General features: G+C 60.7%; 16 protein-coding genes. 9 read left to right on the top strand and 7 right to left on the bottom strand.

What is annotated here, in order from left to right:
• Positions 1 to 109 precede the first annotated feature (109 nt).
• From AOZ07_RS02235 to AOZ07_RS02220, 4 genes are all read left to right on the top strand, one after another.
• Complete coding sequence (locus AOZ07_RS02235; protein ID WP_060700517.1) at positions 110 to 4,774, top strand: ATP-dependent helicase; 4,665 nt, start codon at positions 110 to 112, stop codon at positions 4,772 to 4,774.
• 25 nt (positions 4,775 to 4,799) lie between these two features.
• Positions 4,800 to 5,624 (top strand): DNA-formamidopyrimidine glycosylase family protein, encoded by an 825-nt coding sequence (locus AOZ07_RS02230; RefSeq protein ID WP_060700516.1) that lies wholly within the window; start codon positions 4,800 to 4,802, stop codon positions 5,622 to 5,624.
• Positions 5,625 to 5,662: 38 nt separating this feature from the next.
• Entirely contained in the window at positions 5,663 to 6,676 is a 1,014-nt protein-coding gene (locus AOZ07_RS02225) for a pseudouridine synthase (protein ID WP_060703266.1), read from the top strand.
• Positions 6,677 to 6,751: 75 nt separating this feature from the next.
• Positions 6,752 to 7,651 (top strand): hypothetical protein, encoded by a 900-nt coding sequence (locus tag AOZ07_RS02220; protein ID WP_060700515.1) that lies wholly within the window; start codon positions 6,752 to 6,754, stop codon positions 7,649 to 7,651.
• 20 nt (positions 7,652 to 7,671) lie between these two features.
• On the opposite strand, the gene AOZ07_RS02215 is transcribed toward AOZ07_RS02220, so the two are convergent.
• Positions 7,672 to 8,448 (bottom strand): SDR family NAD(P)-dependent oxidoreductase, encoded by a 777-nt coding sequence (locus tag AOZ07_RS02215; protein WP_060700514.1) that lies wholly within the window; start codon positions 8,446 to 8,448, stop codon positions 7,672 to 7,674.
• Positions 8,449 to 8,589: 141 nt separating this feature from the next.
• The gene (locus AOZ07_RS02210) at positions 8,590 to 10,038 is read right to left on the bottom strand and encodes an MDR family MFS transporter (RefSeq protein WP_060700513.1); all 1,449 of its coding nucleotides are present in this window, start codon (positions 10,036 to 10,038) and stop codon (positions 8,590 to 8,592) included.
• A gap of 208 nt (positions 10,039 to 10,246) precedes the next feature.
• Between AOZ07_RS02210 and AOZ07_RS02205 the strand changes: the two genes are divergently transcribed.
• Positions 10,247 to 10,786 (top strand): NUDIX hydrolase family protein, encoded by a 540-nt coding sequence (locus AOZ07_RS02205; protein WP_060700512.1) that lies wholly within the window; start codon positions 10,247 to 10,249, stop codon positions 10,784 to 10,786.
• A gap of 2 nt (positions 10,787 to 10,788) precedes the next feature.
• Here AOZ07_RS02205 and AOZ07_RS02200 read toward each other — a convergent pair whose 3' ends face one another.
• On the bottom strand, positions 10,789 to 11,880 hold the full coding sequence (locus AOZ07_RS02200; RefSeq protein WP_236995244.1) for an FUSC family protein: 1,092 nt from the start codon (positions 11,878 to 11,880) through the stop codon (positions 10,789 to 10,791).
• Between the two features lie 133 nt (positions 11,881 to 12,013).
• On the opposite strand from AOZ07_RS02200, the gene tgt reads away from it, so the two are divergent.
• On the top strand, positions 12,014 to 13,312 hold the full coding sequence (tgt, locus tag AOZ07_RS02195; RefSeq protein ID WP_060700511.1) for a tRNA guanosine(34) transglycosylase Tgt: 1,299 nt from the start codon (positions 12,014 to 12,016) through the stop codon (positions 13,310 to 13,312).
• 69 nt (positions 13,313 to 13,381) lie between these two features.
• On the opposite strand, the gene AOZ07_RS02190 is transcribed toward tgt, so the two are convergent.
• From AOZ07_RS02190 to AOZ07_RS02175, 4 genes are all read right to left on the bottom strand, one after another.
• Positions 13,382 to 13,837, bottom strand: a complete 456-nt coding sequence (locus AOZ07_RS02190; RefSeq protein WP_060700510.1) for a GNAT family N-acetyltransferase — start codon at positions 13,835 to 13,837, stop codon at positions 13,382 to 13,384.
• 9 nt (positions 13,838 to 13,846) lie between these two features.
• Entirely contained in the window at positions 13,847 to 15,448 is a 1,602-nt protein-coding gene (locus tag AOZ07_RS02185) for a hypothetical protein (RefSeq protein WP_060700509.1), read from the bottom strand.
• Positions 15,438 to 16,133: an ABC transporter ATP-binding protein gene (locus AOZ07_RS02180; protein WP_075972396.1), complete on the bottom strand. Its 696-nt coding sequence runs from the start codon at positions 16,131 to 16,133 to the stop codon at positions 15,438 to 15,440. The genes AOZ07_RS02185 and AOZ07_RS02180 overlap by 11 nt, the downstream gene beginning before the upstream one ends.
• Before the next feature lie 66 nt (positions 16,134 to 16,199).
• On the bottom strand, positions 16,200 to 16,910 hold the full coding sequence (locus AOZ07_RS02175) for a queuosine precursor transporter (protein WP_060700507.1): 711 nt from the start codon (positions 16,908 to 16,910) through the stop codon (positions 16,200 to 16,202).
• A gap of 350 nt (positions 16,911 to 17,260) precedes the next feature.
• On the opposite strand from AOZ07_RS02175, the gene AOZ07_RS02170 reads away from it, so the two are divergent.
• The 3 genes from AOZ07_RS02170 to thiD all read left to right on the top strand — a co-directional run bounded on the left by AOZ07_RS02170 (position 17,261) and on the right by thiD (position 19,565).
• Positions 17,261 to 17,968, top strand: a complete 708-nt coding sequence (locus tag AOZ07_RS02170) for a TetR/AcrR family transcriptional regulator (RefSeq protein ID WP_060700506.1) — start codon at positions 17,261 to 17,263, stop codon at positions 17,966 to 17,968.
• Positions 17,969 to 18,093: 125 nt separating this feature from the next.
• The gene (locus AOZ07_RS02165) at positions 18,094 to 18,708 is read left to right on the top strand and encodes a hypothetical protein (RefSeq protein ID WP_194943755.1); all 615 of its coding nucleotides are present in this window, start codon (positions 18,094 to 18,096) and stop codon (positions 18,706 to 18,708) included.
• Between the two features lie 35 nt (positions 18,709 to 18,743).
• Positions 18,744 to 19,565: a bifunctional hydroxymethylpyrimidine kinase/phosphomethylpyrimidine kinase gene (gene thiD, locus AOZ07_RS02160; protein WP_060700504.1), complete on the top strand. Its 822-nt coding sequence runs from the start codon at positions 18,744 to 18,746 to the stop codon at positions 19,563 to 19,565.
• Positions 19,566 to 19,769: the final 204 nt, after the last annotated feature.

Raw genomic sequence — 19,769 nt, 5'->3', positions numbered from 1 at the left:
GTGCAGGAACTTCTGCGCCAGAAGCCAAAATGCGCTGGGTCTGCCAATACCCAGCGTTCGCAGGAATGCCGTTCTCGAACTGTCCTGCCGAGAACGTAGTATCGATTCCATGAGTGATGTGCTTTCCCGGTTTGGCGCGGCCACCCGCAAGTGGTTCACCGATGTCTTCTCTGCGCCCACGGTTGCGCAGAGCGGAGCCTGGGAATCCATCTCCGACGGGAAGCACACCCTGGTCATTGCGCCGACCGGCTCCGGCAAAACCCTGGCCGCATTCCTCTGGGCCCTGGACCGGCTGCATCATGCAGAACTCGATGCTCCAGCATTGCCGGGAATGGAATCCGATGCCGATCACCCGGCAGGCAATGGCACCAAAGTCCTCTATATTTCTCCGCTGAAAGCCCTCGGGGTGGACGTTGAGCGCAACCTGCGCTCCCCGCTGGCCGGCATCCGCGCCACCGCGCACGAGATGGGACTGTCCCAGCCTTCGGTTTCGGTGGGCGTGCGCTCGGGAGACACCCCGGCTAATGACCGGCGCAAGCTGCTCAAGGACCCGCCCGAAATCCTGATCACCACGCCCGAGTCCCTGTACTTGATGCTCACCAGCCAGGCACGAAAAACCTTGGCCCAGGTGCATACGGTCATCATCGACGAGGTCCACGCCATCGCCAATACCAAGCGCGGCACCCATTTGGCCTTGTCCTTGGAACGCCTCGATGCGCTGCTGCCCGCCCCGGCCCAGCGCATCGGGCTCTCAGCCACGGTGGAACCGCCCGAAGAGGTCGCCCGCTTCCTGGCAGGGTCTGCCCCGGTGAATATCGTGCGTCCGCCCTCCACCAAGAAGTGGGAACTAGCCGTGCGCGTCCCCGTGGAGGACATGACCGATCTGCCTTCGGCTGCCGGCGCCCACGATCTTGGACCGGGATCCTCTCCTGCCGCCTCGGCGAGCATTTGGCCCCACGTCGAAAACCAGCTGGTGGATCTGGTGCTGGAAAACCATTCCACCATCATCTTCGCCAACTCCCGCCGGCTGGCCGAGCGCCTCACCGGGCGGCTCAACGAGATCTATGCCGAGCGCGAGGGATTCAGCACCGAAGATGCTTCCACCTCGACCCCGGCGGCGATGATGGCCCAGGCCGGCTCTACCGCGGCCTCAAATCCGGAAGCACCCCTGCTGGCCCGTGCCCACCACGGCTCGGTCTCCAAGGACGCGCGCGCCCAGATCGAAGAGGATCTGAAGCTGGGCAACCTGCGTGCGGTGGTGGCCACCAGCTCGCTGGAACTAGGCATCGACATGGGCCTGGTGGATCTGGTCATCCAAGTCGAATCCCCCAATTCCGTCTCCTCCGGACTGCAGCGTGTAGGCCGTGCCGGGCACCAGGTAGGTTCGGTCTCCCAGGGCATCTTCTTCCCCAAGCACCGTGCGGATCTGCTCTCCACCGCGCTGGTGGTCACGCGAATGCGCCAAGGATCCATCGAGAAGATGGTCATCCCGGCCAACCCGCTGGATGTGCTGGCCCAGCAGACCCTGGCCGCGGTGGCCATGGAAGACCTGGAAGTCGAGAAGTGGTTCGAGACGGTACGCCGGTGCGCGCCCTATGAGCAGCTTCCGCGCAGCGCCTATATGGCCACCTTGGACATGCTCTCGGGCAAATACCCCTCGGATGAATTCGCCACCCTCAAACCACGGCTGATCTGGGATCGCGATGCCGGCACGCTCAGCGCCCGCCCCGGGGCGCAACGCCTCGCGGTCATTTCCGGCGGCACCATCCCGGACCGCGGGCTCTTCGGCGTCTTCCTCGCCGGCGCCGAGGATGACAAGGCTCCCAAGCGCGTGGGCGAGCTGGACGAGGAAATGGTCTACGAGTCGCGGGTCGGGGACGTTTTTGCCCTGGGCGCGACCAGCTGGCGCATCGAAGACATCACCCATGACCGCGTGCTGGTCACCCCGGCCTTCGGCCAACCCGGAAAGCTGCCGTTCTGGCACGGCGATGGGCTGGGCCGCCCGGTGGAACTTGGCTCGGCCCTGGGCGAATTCACCACCAGCTTGCTGGCCAGCGAACGCACCGAGGCATCTGCGGTTTTGCGCACCGGCGGACTGGATGACTTCGCCGCCAATAACCTCTTGAACTATCTGGGAGAGCAGCGCCGGGCCACCGGCCAGGTGCCCAACCACCAGAACTTCGTGATCGAGCGTTTCCACGATGAGCTCGGCGATTGGCGGGTCATCCTGCATTCGCCCTTCGGCCTGGCTGTCCATGCCCCGTGGGCACTGGCCGTGGGTGCGCGGGTGCGCGAACGCTGGGGACTGGATGCTTCGGCGATGGCCGCCGATGATGGCATTGTGCTGCGCATTCCGGCCATGGATGACCAAGCACCGGGAGCAGACCTTTTTGCTTTTGAAGCCGATGAAATCATCGACGTGGTCACCTCGCAGGTGGCGAATTCTGCATTGTTCGCCTCCCGTTTCCGCGAGTGCGCGGCAAGAGCCTTGCTGCTGCCCCGGATCAATCCAAGCAAGCGCACCCCCTTGTGGCAGCAACGCCAGCGGGCCAGCCAGCTGCTTGATGTCGCCCGGAATTACCCGGACTTCCCGATCATCCTTGAAACCGTGCGCGAATGCCTGAACGACGTTTATGATCTGCCGGCCCTGTCTTCGATTCTGTCCAAGGTCTCGTCGCGCGCGATCCGGCTGGTGGAAGTCACCACCGAGCTGCCTTCGCCTTTCGCCCAGTCCCTGCTCTTCGGCTATGTTGCACAGTTCCTCTACGAATCCGACGCACCGCTGGCTGAGCGCCGCGCGGCAGCGCTGAGCCTGGACCCGGTGCTGCTTGGTGAATTGCTAGGCCGCAATGATGTGCGTGAAATCCTGGATCCTCAGGTCATCACCGGGTTGCAGGAACAGTTGCAGTACCGGGCGGAAAACCGGCGCCTGGCCGGCATGGAAGGCGCAGCCGACCTGCTGCGCTTGTTGGGCCCGTTGGCTATTGAACAGCTGGCCACTCGGCTGCGTGATCCGAATGATGACAGCGCGCCGCTGGACCCAGCAATGGCCCGGGAACATGCCGAGGCCCTGGTTGCCACCCGGCGGGCCTTTACCCTGCGCCACGGCGGGTCCTTGGCCTACGCGGCGATCGAGGATGCCGGCAAGTTGCGTGATGCCCTGGGCACCCCGTTGCCCACAGGAATTCCTGCCGCATTCCTGGAGCCAGCGACGGACCCCATCCAGGACCTCATCTCGCGCTTCGCCCGCACCCATGTTCCGTTTACGCTCACTGAAATTGCCGCCGAGCTTTCACTCGGCGTTGCGGTGCTGCGGCCCATACTCGACCAATTGGTAGCCGCCGGCCGGCTGTCGGTCGGCGCGTTCCGCCCGGTGGAACTTGTTCCCGAAGGCATTAGCGGTGATGAATACTGCGATGTCCAGGTGCTGCGCACCATCCGCACCAGGTCCTTGGCCGCCCTCCGCGCCGAAGTGGAGCCAGTTGACCAGAACACCTACGCCCGGTTCCTTCCTGCTTGGCAGCAGGTGGGCTCAACGCTCAGCGGCGCTGACGGCCTCTATGAAGTCGTCGCCCAGCTGGCCGGGGCCGAGGTGCCTGCCTCGGCGCTGGAATCCTTCATTCTTCCTGCCCGGCTCAAGGGGTACCAGAGCTCTTGGCTGGATGAGCTGTGCAGTGCAGGAGATGTCCTGGTGTGCGGTGCCGGTGCGGCCGGAGGCAAGGATGGCTGGTTGTCATTGCATACCGCCGAACACGCCGCGCTCTCCCTGCCAGCACCTGATTCCAGCGATTTGCAGGCACTGGATCTGCGCGTGCTCGAAGCCTTTGAATCAACAGGCGCCTACTTTGCCGAGGAGCTCGCCGCCCGGATCCACCATCCCGATAAGCCTCCAGTGAGCGCCGTCGATATTGCGGAGTCATGCTGGCGGCTTTTCTGGGCGGGTTTCATTTCTCCCGACACTCTGGCACCGATTCGCGGTTACCTGGCGGGCGGAAGCACTGCGCACAAGATTGCCAAGCCGGCGCCGCGGGCTCGGGCTGCCAGGCTCAATCGCCTCTCGGGTCTCAACCGCTTGGCCCAGGACCACGGGGGATCCCCCATGCGTGGCCCGCGTGGTTCCGCACGATGGTCGCTGCTCCCCCAGCCGGTGGCAGATCCAACCATTTCAGCCCATGCCACAGCCGAGATCATGCTGGAACGCTACGGAGTGCTCACCCGCGGCTCGGTCGCGGCCGAAGCAGTGCCCGGAGGTTTCGGCCAGCTCTACCGGATCCTGTCCAAGCTGGAAGAAGCCGGTCATGCGCGGCGGGGCTATTTCGTCGAAAAACTGGGGGCCGCCCAGTTTTCCACTTCCACCACCATTGACCGTTTGCGCGCTTATCAGCTTTCCGATGACCCGCGCCGGCAGCCTGTGGCCCAGGTGCTTGCGTCGACCGACCCGGCGAATCCCTACGGTGCGGCGCTGGGCTGGCCAGCCACGCAAACCGGGCACCGCCCCGGGCGCAAAGCCGGGGCCATTGTGGGCTTGCTGGATGGCCAGCTGTGCTTCTATCTGGAGCGCGGCGGTCGCACCGTGTTGACCTTTGCCCAGTTGGCTGAAGAGTCGTGGAACATTATTGCCACGCATTTGGTGGCAGCTTTGCGCACGGCCAAGGTGGAGAAAATCGCCATCGCTACCGTGGACGGACAACCAGTCCTGGACCATCCGGTGGGAATCGCACTATTGGCCGCGGGATTCTATTCAACGCCGCAAGGCATTCGTTTCCGGCGCTGATTGACCGGCAGAAAGAAGAGCTCTCATGCCCGAAGGGGATTCCGTCTATCGTGCCACTGCCCGGCTTCATCAGGCGCTGGCAGGGCAAACACTGTTGTCCTCGGACTTTCGAGTTCCAGCCTTGGCGACAACAGATCTCACGGATTATTCAGTGCATGAAGTAGTTCCGGCCGGCAAGCATCTGCTGATGCGATTGCGTCCCCCTGCTGCTGGGTCCTCCGGGTTCGCCGCTAAGCCGCTGACCTTGCATTCGCATTTGCTCATGGAAGGCCGTTGGGATCTGTATGCGGACAACGAACGCTGGAAGAAACCGGCTCACACCGCACGCGTAGTGCTCAAGACCCCTGCGGTGACGGCCGTGGGCTTCGATATTGCGCAGGTGCGTTTGGTGCCCACCGAGCAGGAAAACGACCTCATCGGCCATTTGGGCCCTGATCTGCTGGGTGCGGATTGGGACCCGGAGCTTGCCGCAGACAACCTGCGCCGCAATCCGCGCCAAGGCATCGGCCAAGCATTATTGGATCAACGGATCATGGCCGGCGTGGGGAATGTGTACCGTTGCGAGATCCTGTTCCTCCGCCGTTTGCATCCGCTGGTTGAAGTCGGGCAGATCGCTGATCTGCTGGCAGTGGTGAATCTGGCTCATCGGCTTCTGACAATTAATAAGGACCGGCCACGGCGCGTCACCACCGGCCAAGAACGAACCCGGGAACCTCTCTGGGTTTATGGGCGTGCCGGAAAACCTTGCCTCCGCTGCGGCGGCCCCATCGCCATGCTCAAGATTCCTTCCACCCCAGAAGGCGCCGAGCGGGATTGCTATTGGTGCCCGCATTGCCAGCCGGCGGTCTGAAGTCCTGGCGCCGGGATGAAAGAATAGCCCTTATGGCTATGGAATCCCCGCTCCCCGTTCGCAATGGTGTTAATGCAACCCGATTGCGCCTTCCACACAATGGAGCGTGGGCCACCGTCGCCGAATATCTCCTGGAGCGCTTCGGCCATGTGGACCCCGAAGGCATCCTGCGGCGCTTCGACAACCAAGAAATTGTCGGCCTCGGAGGAGTGCCGCTAGACCGGCAGACTCCCATGGGTGAGCATGAGTTCATTTGGTACTATCGTTCGCTTCCGGTAGAAACGCCGATACCTTTTGAGGCCAAGATCCTGCATCAGGATGAGCACCTGCTGGTAGTTGATAAGCCGCATTTTTTGCCAACCACCCCCGGTGGCCGGTTCATCCAGGAATCGGCTTTGGTGCGCCTGCGCAACCAGACCGGCATCGATGATCTTGTGCCGATGCATCGGCTGGATCGGGCCACCGCTGGCGTGATTCTTTTTGCGGTCAACCCGGAAACCCGTGGCGCCTACCAAATGCTTTTTGAACGCCGTGAAATCAGCAAGCGCTACAAGGCCGTCGTTGCACTGCAGCCCGGCCCCGGGCTGGAAACTGGCCGGGTTCTCCAGCCCAACGGCGAACACTCGCTGGTCAAGGACACAACCCAATTGCATGATCTGCTTGGCCAGATGCCCCTGATTTACGAAAATCGGATGTCCAAGGTCAAAGGCCAGTTGCGATCCATCGTCGAGGACGGCGCACCGAACGCGAAGACCTTTATTGATGTTGAATCCGTGGGCTATAGCGCCGGCCACCATGCAGGTTTGGAGGTCGCGTTGATGGATCTCAAGCCGCATTCGGGCAAGACCCACCAGTTGCGCGTTCACCTCGCCTCCCTGGGCCTGGGGATTATCAATGATGCCTTTTACCCGCGCTTATGGGATTTGGCTCCGGATGATTATCAGCGCCCGCTCCAGCTGCTGGCGCACACCATTTCCTTCACCGACCCGCTGAGCGGAATTGAGCGCAGTTTCAGCTCGGCGCAGCAGCTCGCCGAAGCTCCGGCGGCCTAGCCGGGGTTTCTGTTCGCCAGCGAAGTACCCTAGGCTGTTGCTGATAACTCAGCAATCGTTAGGGACTCCAGCATCATGTCCGAGCAGCATCCGACCCCACCGCTCAATTCACTGATGGAGTCCGGCCAGCAGGCCGCGCCCGCGCACTCCGCCGAGCACGAGTCCGTGCTGCCCTACCCGGCTCCGGATCACCGTCCCAATCCCGAGGTTGAGCCGTTCGACATGATTCGCGGCTGCCTATTGGCGGCGGCATCCTTGCTATTGCTCATTACTTCGCTGGTGTTTTCTTCCTCCATGAACGGGCGCGATCGCATTAGCCTGCTTGACAGCAGCGCGGTTCCGGCGGTGATCTGGCCAGCTGCGGCAGTCTTCTTGCTCGCTAGCGCCGTGTTTTCGCTCCGCAAGGATCAGCGCTCGGCCCGCCGCCAGCGAGTGGCCAGCCTTTATGCGATCAGTGCCGCTGCCTTGTGCGCCTGCGCGATCGTCCTTGCGGCTGGATTCCTTCCGGCCGCTGCGGCAATAGTCGCTACGCTCGCTTCGCTCTTGTCCCTGGTGGGGGTTCACCAGCTGAATCGGCTGACGGCACGCACCAAGGCCGAACGCTGGCTTGGTGATGCGCCACTGAGTTTCCTTGCTGGTTTTTCCATGGCGTACACGCTGCACCTCTGGTTTGCCGTGGCAGGCTGGAACGATCTCAGCCATTCCTTGCAGGTTTCCCTGGCAACTGCTGCGGTGTCCTTGGCAGCCGCCGGATTTGCGCATACCGGGCGCGGGCGACACGCCCTGGCCAGCGGTTTTGGCATCGCCATGATTGCCGCGGCCATCAACGGGTGGCTCTCGGAGGCGACCGCATTGTGGGTGAGCGCGATCTGCATTCTGATGTCCTTGCTGGTATTCCTGATGGCCGAAAACCGCCGGTTCCGGATCAGCCACGCAGAACATCGGGCCCAGCGCGGCAAGCCCGTGGAATTCTAGGGCCTGCCGCCGCGTGGTTCCTAGCGAGGGGCCATGCGGATGGCGCCGTCCAGGCGGATGGTTTCGCCGTTGAGCATCGGGTTGGCCACGATATGCTCCACCAGGGCCGCATACTCGTCCGGGCGTCCCAGGCGCGAGGGGTGCGGCACCTGCGCCCCGAGGGAATCCTGTGCCGCCTGCGGCAGGGAATCCATCATCGGGGTGTGGAAAATGCCCGGCGCAATGGTCATCACCCTGATCTGGTGGCTGGCCAGCTCGCGAGCCAAGGGCAAGGTCATTGCTGCCACAGCGCCCTTGGAGGCGGCATAGGCAGGTTGTCCGATCTGTCCATCGAAGGCCGCCACCGAGGCGGTATTCACGATGACTCCGCGTTCGGTCGTCCCATTGTTGTCGGTCAGCGCTTCACTGTGCACCATGGATTCGGCGGCGAGGCGCAGTACGTTGAAGGTGCCATTCACGTTGATATCCAGCACCTTGGAGAAGCGTTCCAGCGGCAAAACGCCGTCGCGGCCCAGCACCTTGCCCGGGGTAGCAACTCCGGCGCAATTGACGACAACGCGCAGCACGCCAAGTTCCTTGCACCGCTCGATCGCGGTGGCGACCTGCTGCGGGTCGGTGACGTCGGCCGGGGCATAGCGGACGTTTGATCCGATCTGCGCCGCGATTTCATCGCCGTCATCGCGAGGAAGATCCACCACGAGAACGTGCTTGGCCGTGGCGGCGAGTCTCTGGGCGGTGGCCCGGCCCAAGCCCGAAAGTCCGCCGGTGACCAGCGCGACCGAATCCTGCAACTGCATGCTTACCCCTTTGTAGTCAGTACACTTATCCGCCAGCCTACTGCCGTGCCAGCTGCGGCAAAAGCAGCCCAAAGGTCCAGAGACAAAAAATTGCTGGATGTTCGGCAAGAACATCCAGCAATTTTTGAGCCCAGAATCGAATTAGTGCTTTTCAGCCGCAGCTGGTTGGGCGTCGAGGCTCACCAGGTCCTTTTTGCCGCCAAGCAGGAACCCGATGATGATAATGCCGACGCTGCAGCCGGCACCGATCAAGAAGCCAGGCTGGAAGCCGTCCACTGCAGCGGTCACCTGGTCGCTGCCCGAGGCCAGCCTTGAGGCGGTGGTCGATGCAACCACGCCTACGAGCAGCGCGGTGCCCATGGCGCCGGCCAGCTGCTGCAGGGTGGAAAGCAGTGCCGAACCATGCGAGTGCAGGTGGTGCGGCAGCGGGTTCAGCGCGGTGGTGAACGCCGGGGTGAAGATGAACGCCAGTCCCAAGCTCATCACCAGGTGCAGCACGACCAGCAACCAGATGGGGGTGCTTTCATCCAGGATCAGCGCATAGCCCAGCAGGGAAGCCAGCAGGATGATGGCACCCGGAACGATCAGCGGGCGAGCACCTACGCGGTCGTACAATTTGCCAACCATCGGAGCCATGATGCCCATGAGCAAACCGCCGGGAAGCATGATCAGGCCGGTGGTCAAGGTTTCGATCCCCAGCACATTGGTGAAGAACATCGGCAGCAGGATGATGACACCGAACAGGGAGATCATCGCGAACATCATCAGCAACAGCGAGAGCGTGAAGTCCTTGAAGTTCAGCGGCCGCAGATCCAGCAGGGCCTTGTCTTCCTTCTGCAACCGCAGTTGCAGGAAGACAAAGGCGGCCAGGCACAGCAGTGCAATGACCAGGATGCCAATGTTGACCGGGCTGACCCCCGCGGACAGCCGGCTCAGGCCGAAGACCAAGCCGCCGAAGGCAGGGATGGCCAGGATGACCGAAGCCGCCGACAACGGGGTGGATGCGCCGTCCACCTCGGTGGACAAGCGCGGGGTGCCGATGACCAGGGCAGCGATCGCGATCGGGATGATCACGATGAACATGAAGCGCCAGGACAGGTACTGCAAGATCAGCCCGGACAGCGTGGGGCCGATGGCCGGAGCCACCGAGATCACGATGGACACGTTGCCCATCAGCACACCACGGCGTTCGGCCGGGACAAGGTGCAAGATGGTGGTCATCAGCAACGGCATCATGATGGCGGTACCGCAGGCCTGGATCACGCGGGCGACCAGAAGGACGGTGAGCCCCGGTGCCGCAGCGGCCAGGATGGTGCCCAGGGTGAACAGGCCGATGGCCAGCACAAATACATTGCGCACGCTCAGCCGTTGCAGCAGGAATCCGGTCATTGGAATGACCACTGCCATGGTGAGCATGAAGATCGTAGACAGCCACTGGATGGCGTCCGGGGTGACGTTGAATTCATGCATCAGAACGGGCAAGGCCACGTTCATGATGGTCTCGTTCAAGATGACCACGAAGCTGGATACGATCAGCACCGCAATCGTGGTGAAGTTCTTTTTGCTCAGTCGTTCTGGAGCGTTCGTCACGGCAGAATTCTGCTTCCACGAGTAATTGAAAAGGGGATGTGCTTTCCGAGGCCCGCATTGAACGCACAGGCAAGGGATTGGGATAGCTCAATCAATTTTATCCGGAGAACTCCAGCGGCACTAGAGCGCGCTGGCAGCCAATTGGTGAGTTACGCAACACAGATACAGCTTCATGGATCAAATGGGGTTTGTGTACGAAGATAGAAGCATGAACGTGCGCACCCCAGATCCTTATCCCGGATGGCTTTCTGATGAAGATCTCTATGAGGCGCGCCAGCGCCTGCCAATGCTCTACGTTGAAGCGATTCCAGTTCGCCTCGACCCGCTGGGCTACGTGAATGAAGTAGGGCTTCTGCTGACCGGCGACGACGACGGGCGCATGCTGCGAACCTTCGTTTCCGGACGCGTGATGTACCGCGAAACAATTCGCGCTGCCCTGATTCGGCACATCGAAAAGGATCTGGGCACCTTGGTGCTGCCGCAGCTCCCTGCTTCCCCGGTTCCATTCACCGTGGCGGAGTACTTCCCGGCTCCGAGCGAAACGGGCCTGACCGATGACCGCCAGCACGCGGTATCCATGTGCTACATCGTCCCGGTGCGAGGCGAGTCCTCTCCGCGCCAAGACGCGCTTGAACTGACCTGGCTTTCGCCTGCGGAGGCGTTGAGCTCCGACATCCAGGGCGAGTTTGCCGGCGGCCGTGAAAATATTCTCCGCCAGGCATTAGCCCACGTAGGCGTGAATATCTAAGTTCAGCTTCCGCTCTTGGGAAGCAGGCCCTGCTTGCGCTTGAGGACCAGGCCGAACCAGCTTCCCAAGAGCACGCCGAGCATGCCCACGGCGCAGCCGATCAGGGTTTCGACCACACGGTCGTACATCACTGCGCCACTGAGCCCGGTCCCCAGGGATATTCCCACCAGCGCCATCGGCGTAATGAAGACCTGTGCCAGGAAGTAATTGCGCATCACCAGCAACTCGGCCAGGAATTGGCAGACTGCGATCACGGCCAATAAGATCCAAACCTGCGGATTGAGCCAGATCAGCAGCGCCATCAAGATCATGCCCACCAGGGTGCCAAGCACACGGTGCACACCACGGCGGATTCGCAATCTGGTGGTGTGTCCAACCAGCGGCACCACCGCGGCCACCATGGCCCAATAGTTGTGGCCAGCCGATAGCTGGGATCCCACGGTATTGGCAAGAATTCCGGCCACCCCGGCCGAAAGTATGTAAAACAGCCCTTCCCACCAGATCGCCTTGCGCACGTTGTCGGAAAGCGGCGGCAAGGGGGTCCTCTGCCAGAGATTGGCCCACTGCCCCAGGGCTCCTGCCGACCCAATGACCAAGGCCAGCAAGATGGTCAGTGCAGCCACCAGCAGGGCTTCGCCCATCGGCGCCGGATGGGGGATCGAGGCAATGGCCGCAAAAGCGAAGATGTGGAACAGGGAACCGCCGGGGCGCAATCGCATTAAGCCAACAAGCACCGAGCAGATGCCGGCGACCAGGGTGGTTGCACCGACAATCTGCCACTTCATCACCTCTGGATTTTCATGGTCAATCCACCAATATGAGGCGGACAGGGCCACTGCGATGACGACAAAGAACAATAGCCCCGAGCGAATCTGCATCCGCAGGCGGTTCCAATAGCCATCAACTCGGCCGTAGACACCGGTGAAGGCGCCGAAGACGGCGAAGACCACGAGGTCCAACCGGTCGATGGCAAAAAGGGTGATGAGCGGCGCAAAGATGCCGATGCCGGTGCGCAACCCAATCCAGTGGTCATTGCGGGCCGGGCCGAGCGTGATCAGCGCTTTGGTTGATTCCTTCAGTTTCTCCAGGCCCACAGTTTCCTTCCGTCGCGTTGGACACAACGCACATCTCCCATTATTCGCTCATTGCCTTGTGAGGGGCTAGGTATGCGGGCACATTGGCACTGTCGTTTTCCTCACCGACGCGTTAATACGGCACACTTGGTACGTGCCCGAAAAGAACTTTGACCCCAGCGCCCCACATGCCCGCCAGGAAGAATTCGGATTTGAGGTCGGAACCCGGCTCACCGCACCCGACGGCTCCCCCATGCTGGGCCGCACCGGTGTAATCCGCACGCCGCACGGCGAGATCAAAACACCTGCGTTCATCGCGGTGGGCACCAAGGCTACCGTCAAGGCAGTGACCCCGGCCCAGGTTGAAGAGCTCGGAGCCCAGGCGGTCTTGTCCAACGCCTACCACCTGTACCTGCAGCCGGGTGCGGATATCCTCGATGAGGCCGGCGGGCTGGGCAAGTTCATGGGCTGGCATGGTCCTACCTTCACCGACTCCGGCGGATTCCAGGTGATGTCCTTGGGCTCCGGTTTCAAGAAGGTCATCGATATGAAGTCCGTTGACCAGTCAGGCCCGGATGACGCGGTAGCGCCGGGTAAGGAACGCCTGGCCAACGTAGACGAGGACGGCGTCTGGTTCAAATCCCACCTTGATGGCACCAAGCATCGTTTCTCGCCAGAAATATCCATGGGGGTCCAGCACCAGATCGGCGCGGACATCATGTTCGCCTTTGACGAGCTGACCACCTTGCAGAATTCGCGTGGCTACCAGGTTGAGTCCTTGGAGCGCACCCGCCGCTGGGCTGAGCGCTGCATCGCCGAGCACTTCGCGCTGACCGATTCCCGCGAAGGCAAGGAATACCAGGCCCTGTTCGGCGTGATCCAGGGTGCGCAGTACGAGGATCTCCGTCGCAAGGCCTGCCAGGATCTTGGGGCCATGGCCTTCGATGGTTTTGGCATCGGCGGCGCCTTGGAGAAGGAAAATCTTGGAACCATCGTTGGCTGGTGCGCCGAGGAGCTTCCGGAGGACAAGCCTCGCCACCTGCTGGGCATTTCCGAGCCTGATGACATCTTTACGGCCATTGAAAACGGTGCAGACACTTTTGACTGCGTCTCCCCTACTCGCGTGGCCCGCAACTCCGCTTTCTACACGCCGTGGGGCCGCTTCAATCTTTCAGGCGCCCGCTACAAGCGCGATTTCACCCCTCTGGTGGAAGGCTGCGATTGCTACACCTGCCAGAACTTCACCCGCGCGTACATTCACCACTTGTACAAGGGCAAGGAACTGCTCAGCCACACCCTGATTTCCATCCACAACGAGCACTTCACTGTCGGCTTGGTTGAATCTGCCCGCCAGGCACTGGAGGATGGCACCTTCTTCGAGCTCAAGGATCAGGTCTTGGCAAGCTACTACGCTGGCAAGCCGGATCCACAGGGCCAGCCGGCCGCTAAGTAGCCAAGACTATAAAGCTGTGGGCATCGTTGTCCCGCCGTGCGGCGGGACAACGATGCCCACTTTTCGTATTTAGGCCGAAGCTGCCACTACTTTTCTGATCATTGGCAGATGCATGATTCCATCGTCGTCAAAGTCTTCGCCGCAGCGTTCAAAGCCGAACTTTCCGTACCAGCCTTCCAGCTGGGTTTGCGCGCCAAGGTGAATCCGGGCGTCGGTTCGGCACATGTCCACCGCTCGTTCCATCAGCATTCCAGCCACCCCGCGGCCGCGGGCTTCAAGCTTTGTGGCAACCCGTCCAATATGCGGGTCCTCCCCGTGAACGTCAAGGATGCGCACGGTGCACAGCAATTCCCCGTCTTCCCATGCGCTCAGATGCACCGTACCCTCGGCAAGGTCCAAGCCATCCAAATCCGGGTAGGACGAACGCTGCTCGACAATAAAAACGTGGGTACGCAATTTGAGCAACGCGTACAGCCGCTGGGTGTCGAGATCTTCAGGGTTTTGAATTGCTATTTCTACGTTCATCGTCTCATCCTATCCACGCGATCTCCTCGGAAACTCTCCGACCAGTAATCGTAAAGCAGGGACGGTGAATACCGAGGAAATCACCCATAGCGGCCAGGCAATTTCAGTGCTCGGGCTAAGCGCCAGCGAAAACATCGGAGCAAAGGTCGCCATAGCGCGAACCAGCGTGGAGAGTTCGCTGAATAGGACGAAGCCAATCGTCGCTTCGCTGGTGGCACTGCCCAGCAGGCTCTCCCAGTCGCGTTCCTTGCGTTGTGCATGCCCGAGGCTGGCCGCTGCGCTGCCCAGGGCCCCGATGACCAGCGCAGCGCACCACAACCAGAAGCGGCTCAGGTCCACAATGCCCAGCAGTCCTAGTCCCCCGGTCAATGCGCTCAGCGCTACGGCGCTGTAGAGCACGGCAAATAGGGCCGCTGTTTGGCTCAATCTGGCAGCTGATTGCCCCAGGTGTTGTGTCAGTTGAGGCTGCGTGAGCAATGGGGCAATGACTCCCGAGAGATTCAGGGCCAACAGCACGCCGAGAGCCGCATAAAAGACCACGGCGCTCAACGGGTTCGCGACCTGGTCAACGGCCGCCGCCAAGGCCATCACGAGCAGCAGATAGCCAGCGGTGGTGCGCCAATAGCCGGCTCGCATCAGGCGCAACGCCAGGATCCTCCAGATCACTGGCAGCCTCGCGGCGATGAGCGTTCCGTGTCGGCGTCTGCGGCCGATGGCAACCGCTGAAGGACCGGTGGCGGCCCGGCCATCGGCCTGCATTAGAGTACCGAGCGCCAGCTGTTGCTTCTCGCCTGATGAGCGGAGGGAGCGCGAGCCAATGTGCCGGTTGCGCTGCATCGCCCACCAGGTGCCAATTATGCCCAGGGGCAGCAAGATGGCGGAGGCATAAGTCCATGTGCGTAATTGCAGAATTGAAGCAGCAACGCCTTGCACTGCGCTCATGGTCCATTGGTTCTCCGCTGCCAGCAAGCCCCAGGAGACCGCAAGCACAGCAATGATTGCCATGACAGATCTTCCGAACCAGCGTTGCGCCGGGCTTTGCAGCCCGAAGCTTTGCACGATGACTCCTGCATTGGCTAACAGGAGGCCGGCCAGGACAAAGCAAGCCAATGCACAACCAGCCAGCAGCGGGTCGAAGGCACCGGTTAGGCCGTAGAGGACGATCAGCCACAACACCCCGGCAAAGGCGCTTGCGAGCATCCCGAATAACAGCGCCTTGCGCAGGGCCCGGGCCCGAAGGGAGGCGGAACTAAGCGGCAAGGGCAACCACCAGTCGGCCGTGGCCGCATTCACGGCCACCGGGCCCAGGTGCAATAGCAATCGCAACAGCCAGATGGCGGCAAGCACCAGCAAGATTGGAGACAGCTCTTGGAGGCTCCATACTGCAATCGGCATTTTTGGGTGCGCTACGCCTTGCCCAAGCAGGGCGAAGATGAGTCCGAAGATCGCGCTGAACAAATATGCCAGGGCCACAAGAGCGGCCAGCACCCATACGTAGGCGTCCGAAAAACTATCAAAGCGTTCTGAAAAGTTCCGCCGTCGCTTGGCTCGGAGGATGAGTTGCTTCGGATCGAATCCGGAAGCTCCGACCAATCCTTCGCTATCGTTCAAGCCACTGCGCTCCAGCCTCGGCGCTGAGAATTCTGCCTTGATCCTCATCTAGCAGCAGGGCATGGTCAAGGCTCTGGCGAAGCAGTTGCGGGTCGTGAGTAACGACGAGCAAGGTCGTTGCGCACTGCCGCAGCGCAGCTAGCCGTGCATAGAGCTTCTGCCTGATCCGCAGGTCCAAACGCTGTTCTGGTTCGTCGAGAAGCACCAGCTGGGCTGGCCGAATCAAGGTTGCAGCCAGTAACACCTTGCGCCTTTGGCCCGAGGACAGTTCACCGGGAAGCAATCCGGCGACTGCTTGCAGATTGAAAAATTCGAGCTCTTCTTCAACTTTCTGTTGCCATGAAAGCAATCCGTGGCCACGAGCCACCAATTCAAGATGCTCGGCGACACTGAGTTCCTCGAAGAATGTCCCGTCGGCGATTTGGACTGCTACCTCTCGGCGGAAGGCCTTCGAATCCTCATCCACGGGCAGACCAAGGAATTGAACCTCGCCGTGCATCGGTGGAAGATGTCCGAGGATGGTGCGAATCAACGTGGATTTTCCGCTGCCGTTGGCCCCGATAATTCCCACTCCCTGTCCTGCGGACAGGTGCAGGTTCAGTGGTCCGCAGATGGTTCGTTGCGCATATCCGATGGTCAGGTCTTTTGCTTCCAATTGGTATTCAGTGCTCTGACCTGTCTGCATGGTGACAACGTTAGCCTCCGGTTACAGCTGTGGGCATCGTCCTTGCGGATGATGCCCACAGGTTGCCTAGCTTGCGTTGGCGGCTTGGATATAGCCTGGCTCGCGTTTCTTGAACCATCGGATGACCAATGAGGTCACCGGCACCAGAATGATTTCAACAGCTGTCTTGTAAACGAATCCAACGACTACGTAGTTGATGAAGTTCGGAGCGTCGCTAATACCGATGACCGGGGCGGCGATGGCGCAGAAGATCAGCGTATCCAAGAACTCGCCGACGCCGCTGGAGCCGATCAGGCGTCCAATCAGCCCGCGTTCACCAGTGCGTTCCTTGAGCTTGACCAGCACCCACGAATTGGCGAACTGGCCGACGAAGAATCCACAGGCCGAAGCAAGGACAATCTGCCAGATTGGCCCCAAGGTCCGTTCCAAGGCTTCTTGCCCATCGTAGAATTCCGCGGAAGGCAGCTGGATCATGATCCAGAACGAGATCACCGCGAAGATGGCCAGCGCAAAGGTGAGAATGATCGATCGGCGAGCTGCTTTCAGCCCGTACACTTCCGAAATGACGTCGCCGAGGATGTAGGCCATTGGAAACAGGAAGAAGCCGCCGTCGGTAATGACAGGTCCGAAGCTCACGCCTTTGGAGGCGCCGATGTTCGAGAGGATCACGATCGCGCCCATCAGGGTGAGTACCGTGGAGAAGTAGGGGGAACCGGCCGAAGCGAAGACCGCTTTTTTGGTTTTGGTCAGATTATTTGCGGCGTTGATTTCGCCCATGCTAGTTGTCCTTGTCAAAGTGGTTCGCCAGAATTTTGCGACGAAGGCATGCCCCTGCCCTGTAAAAAGGTGGAGTTTCAGCCTGCGTGCTGTTCCGCTGTATTAGCACTTACCTAGCAAGTATCCCATGTTGGTCCCTGGTGGTTGCTGATTGCTTTAGCACACAACCAAGTTCTAGGAATAAAAAATCCGAGAATTCAGCATCTCACTACTACTTCTTCGAAATATTAAATCGAGGAATCTAATACCGCAGTGATCACTCTCCCGTGCATCCGCATGAATTTTTTCATTTTTTGAACGCGTTCAAAAAATGCTAGACTGAACTTCACCACATTGCTTTTGAAGGGCCGATGAGTATCCAACCACGCACCGAAAAAGGTCGTCAGACGCAGGCCAAGCTCCTATCGACCGCTTTGGACTGCTTTGCCGAAGATGGCTACCGGGCGTCGAGCATGCGAATTATTGCCGCCAACGCCGGAGTGTCCCTTTCCCACGCCTACTACTACTTCCAATCCAAGGAAGACATCGTCGCCCAGCTGCTGCTGAACCTGCGCAACGAGCAGTACGGGCTTTGCCAAGGACGCTTGGATGAGGGCAATACCCTGGAATCCAATATCCGCGCGGTACTGGATGCCGGGGTCCTTGCGTTGGCGCCCTATCATGAGTTCGGTCCGGTCTTCTTGAAGGTTTTGCTGTCCGACGAATACGCCAATGAACAGGTGTCGAAAATTGAGCTCTCGCTGTGGGAACAAGCCGTTGCTGGCGCCCGGCCGTTGCCGCCGCTGGGAATCCGCCGCGATCTGCCGAAGTTCCTTCTGCTGGTGTCCCGCCATGTCTTTTCCGCGTGGGCCTATGACCAGTCGGCGCAGCAGCGCCGCTCCCGAGCGCTGATGAAAAATATGGCACCGGTGGTCGCCAAGTTCGCGGTGCTTTGCCGCCTGCCGGTGGTCCGATCCCTCTTTGAGGACATCTTGGCCCTGATGGATTCAAAAGCCATCGACAAAGCCGAGGTCGACCTGCCGGTTCGCTCGACTTTGCGGCGCCCCAAGGCCTCCTAGTTCCAGCGCCATCCGGCGGGGACATTGCAACAGGGCAACCCAGTTGAGTATTGCCCAGTTTTTAGGCGTAAAGTCTGTGTTGCCGACAGGTGATCCCTAGCGAACCAAAAGGAGAACGCAACACCATGAGCTCAACTGCGCGAACATTGCCAAGTTGGACCAGCGACTACGCATTACTTCGCGACCGCATTGCATCCTTCCCCAACCAGCAGGAAATTCGTTCGGTGCACCAGGACGGCGATGACGTAGAAATCTTGCGTTATTGGCCAGAGGATTCATGGACCGCGCCGGCAGATGCGCAGCGATTGATCTTCTTGGGTCCCGCCAACAACAGCACCCGAGCCAAGCTGCAGGGCGAGGGGTGGCAGCACAGCGCAACGATGCACCTGCTGGCAGGAAAGCCCGAAGACGTTGAACAGGTCGTCAAGCTTTCCGACACCTCTGGGCTTTTCGAAGCTCCCATGGAAAACTACGATGTCGTCGAGGTAACGGACTTCGACCGTCCCGTAGCCCGCGGCCGAATGCATTTTGGCCCAACCTATGGCCTGCTCAACGATCCCGATCTGTTCTCCCCCGATGATCCGGACACGGCTCGTCGCGCCGTGCTGGCCAACTTCGCCGGCTCGGCTTTCAGCCACGGCCTGCCCTGGCTGCTCTTGGTAGCCACAGAAGAACATGCCGCGCACCTGCCGGCCGGATGGTCCAAGGCGACCGAGCTGGCCTTCTGGCAGCATAATTAAATCGATTCCATTCCGCACTACTTTTAATTGAGACTATGACTAATACAAACACTGTTGACCCAGCCATCACCTTGACCATCGCCGGCTCCGAAGCCACCGGTGGCGCTGGCGCCCAGGCCGATCTGAAGACTTTCCAGGAACTGGGAACGTACGGCATCGTGGCATTGACCTGCATTGTCTCTTTTGATCCCAAGGATTCTTGGAACCACCGCTTTGTCCCAGTGGACCAGCAGGTCATTGAAGATCAGCTCGAAGCGATCCAGACTTGCTACGAAGACAAGCTGGGCACCGTCAAGCTGGGCATGATGGGCTCGCCTGCAACCATCAACACCGTCGCCACCGCCTTGAAGTCCCAGAAATGGGACAACGTGCTGCTGGATCCAGTGCTGATCTGCAAGGGCCAGGAGCCTGGCCACGCACTGGATACCGACGAAGCGCTGAAGTCGGAATTGCTTCCACTGGCGACCTTCGTGACCCCAAACCACTTCGAAGCCGAGCAGCTCTCGGGCCTGAAGATCAGCACCGAAGAAGACCTGATCGCAGCAGCCAAGAAGATTCACGAAATCTCCGGTGCCGCGGTTCTGGCCAAGGGCGGCGTGCGCATCTCCGGCGAAGACGCCGTCGACGTCTTCTACGACGGCACGACCCTGGAAGTGCTGCGCGAGAAGAAGATCGGCGAAGTCGCTGTTTCCGGTGCAGGCTGCTCGCTGGCCGCTGCCGTCACCGCGGAACTGGCCAAGGGCGCGACCGCCTTGGACGCAGCGCGTACCGCCAAGGCTTTCGTGACCGAAGGCATTCGCAACCGCGTTTCGGGCAACACCCCATTTGATGCCCTCTGGCAGGGCGGACGCCGCTAGATCGGGCTTCCTTCCCTGCAAGAACCATGATGCCGGCCGTGTCCCTGATGGATGCGGCCGGCACCAGCTTTAAGCGTGATCATGCTCATTGGCATCATCTGGCGACTCTTGCTACGGTAGTTGTAGAACATCAATCATCGACGCGTGAATTAGCCACGGGAAAGGGCGGTCGGCTATGCAAGCCACTTTGACGCTCCACCCGTT

The sequence above is a fragment of the Glutamicibacter halophytocola genome, from assembly GCF_001302565.1.
In the GTDB taxonomy this organism is placed as follows: Bacteria; Actinomycetota; Actinomycetes; order Actinomycetales; family Micrococcaceae; genus Glutamicibacter; species Glutamicibacter halophytocola.
The sequence above is the reverse complement of the archived record's forward strand: the minus strand, read 5'-3'. Positions and strand labels throughout refer to the sequence as shown.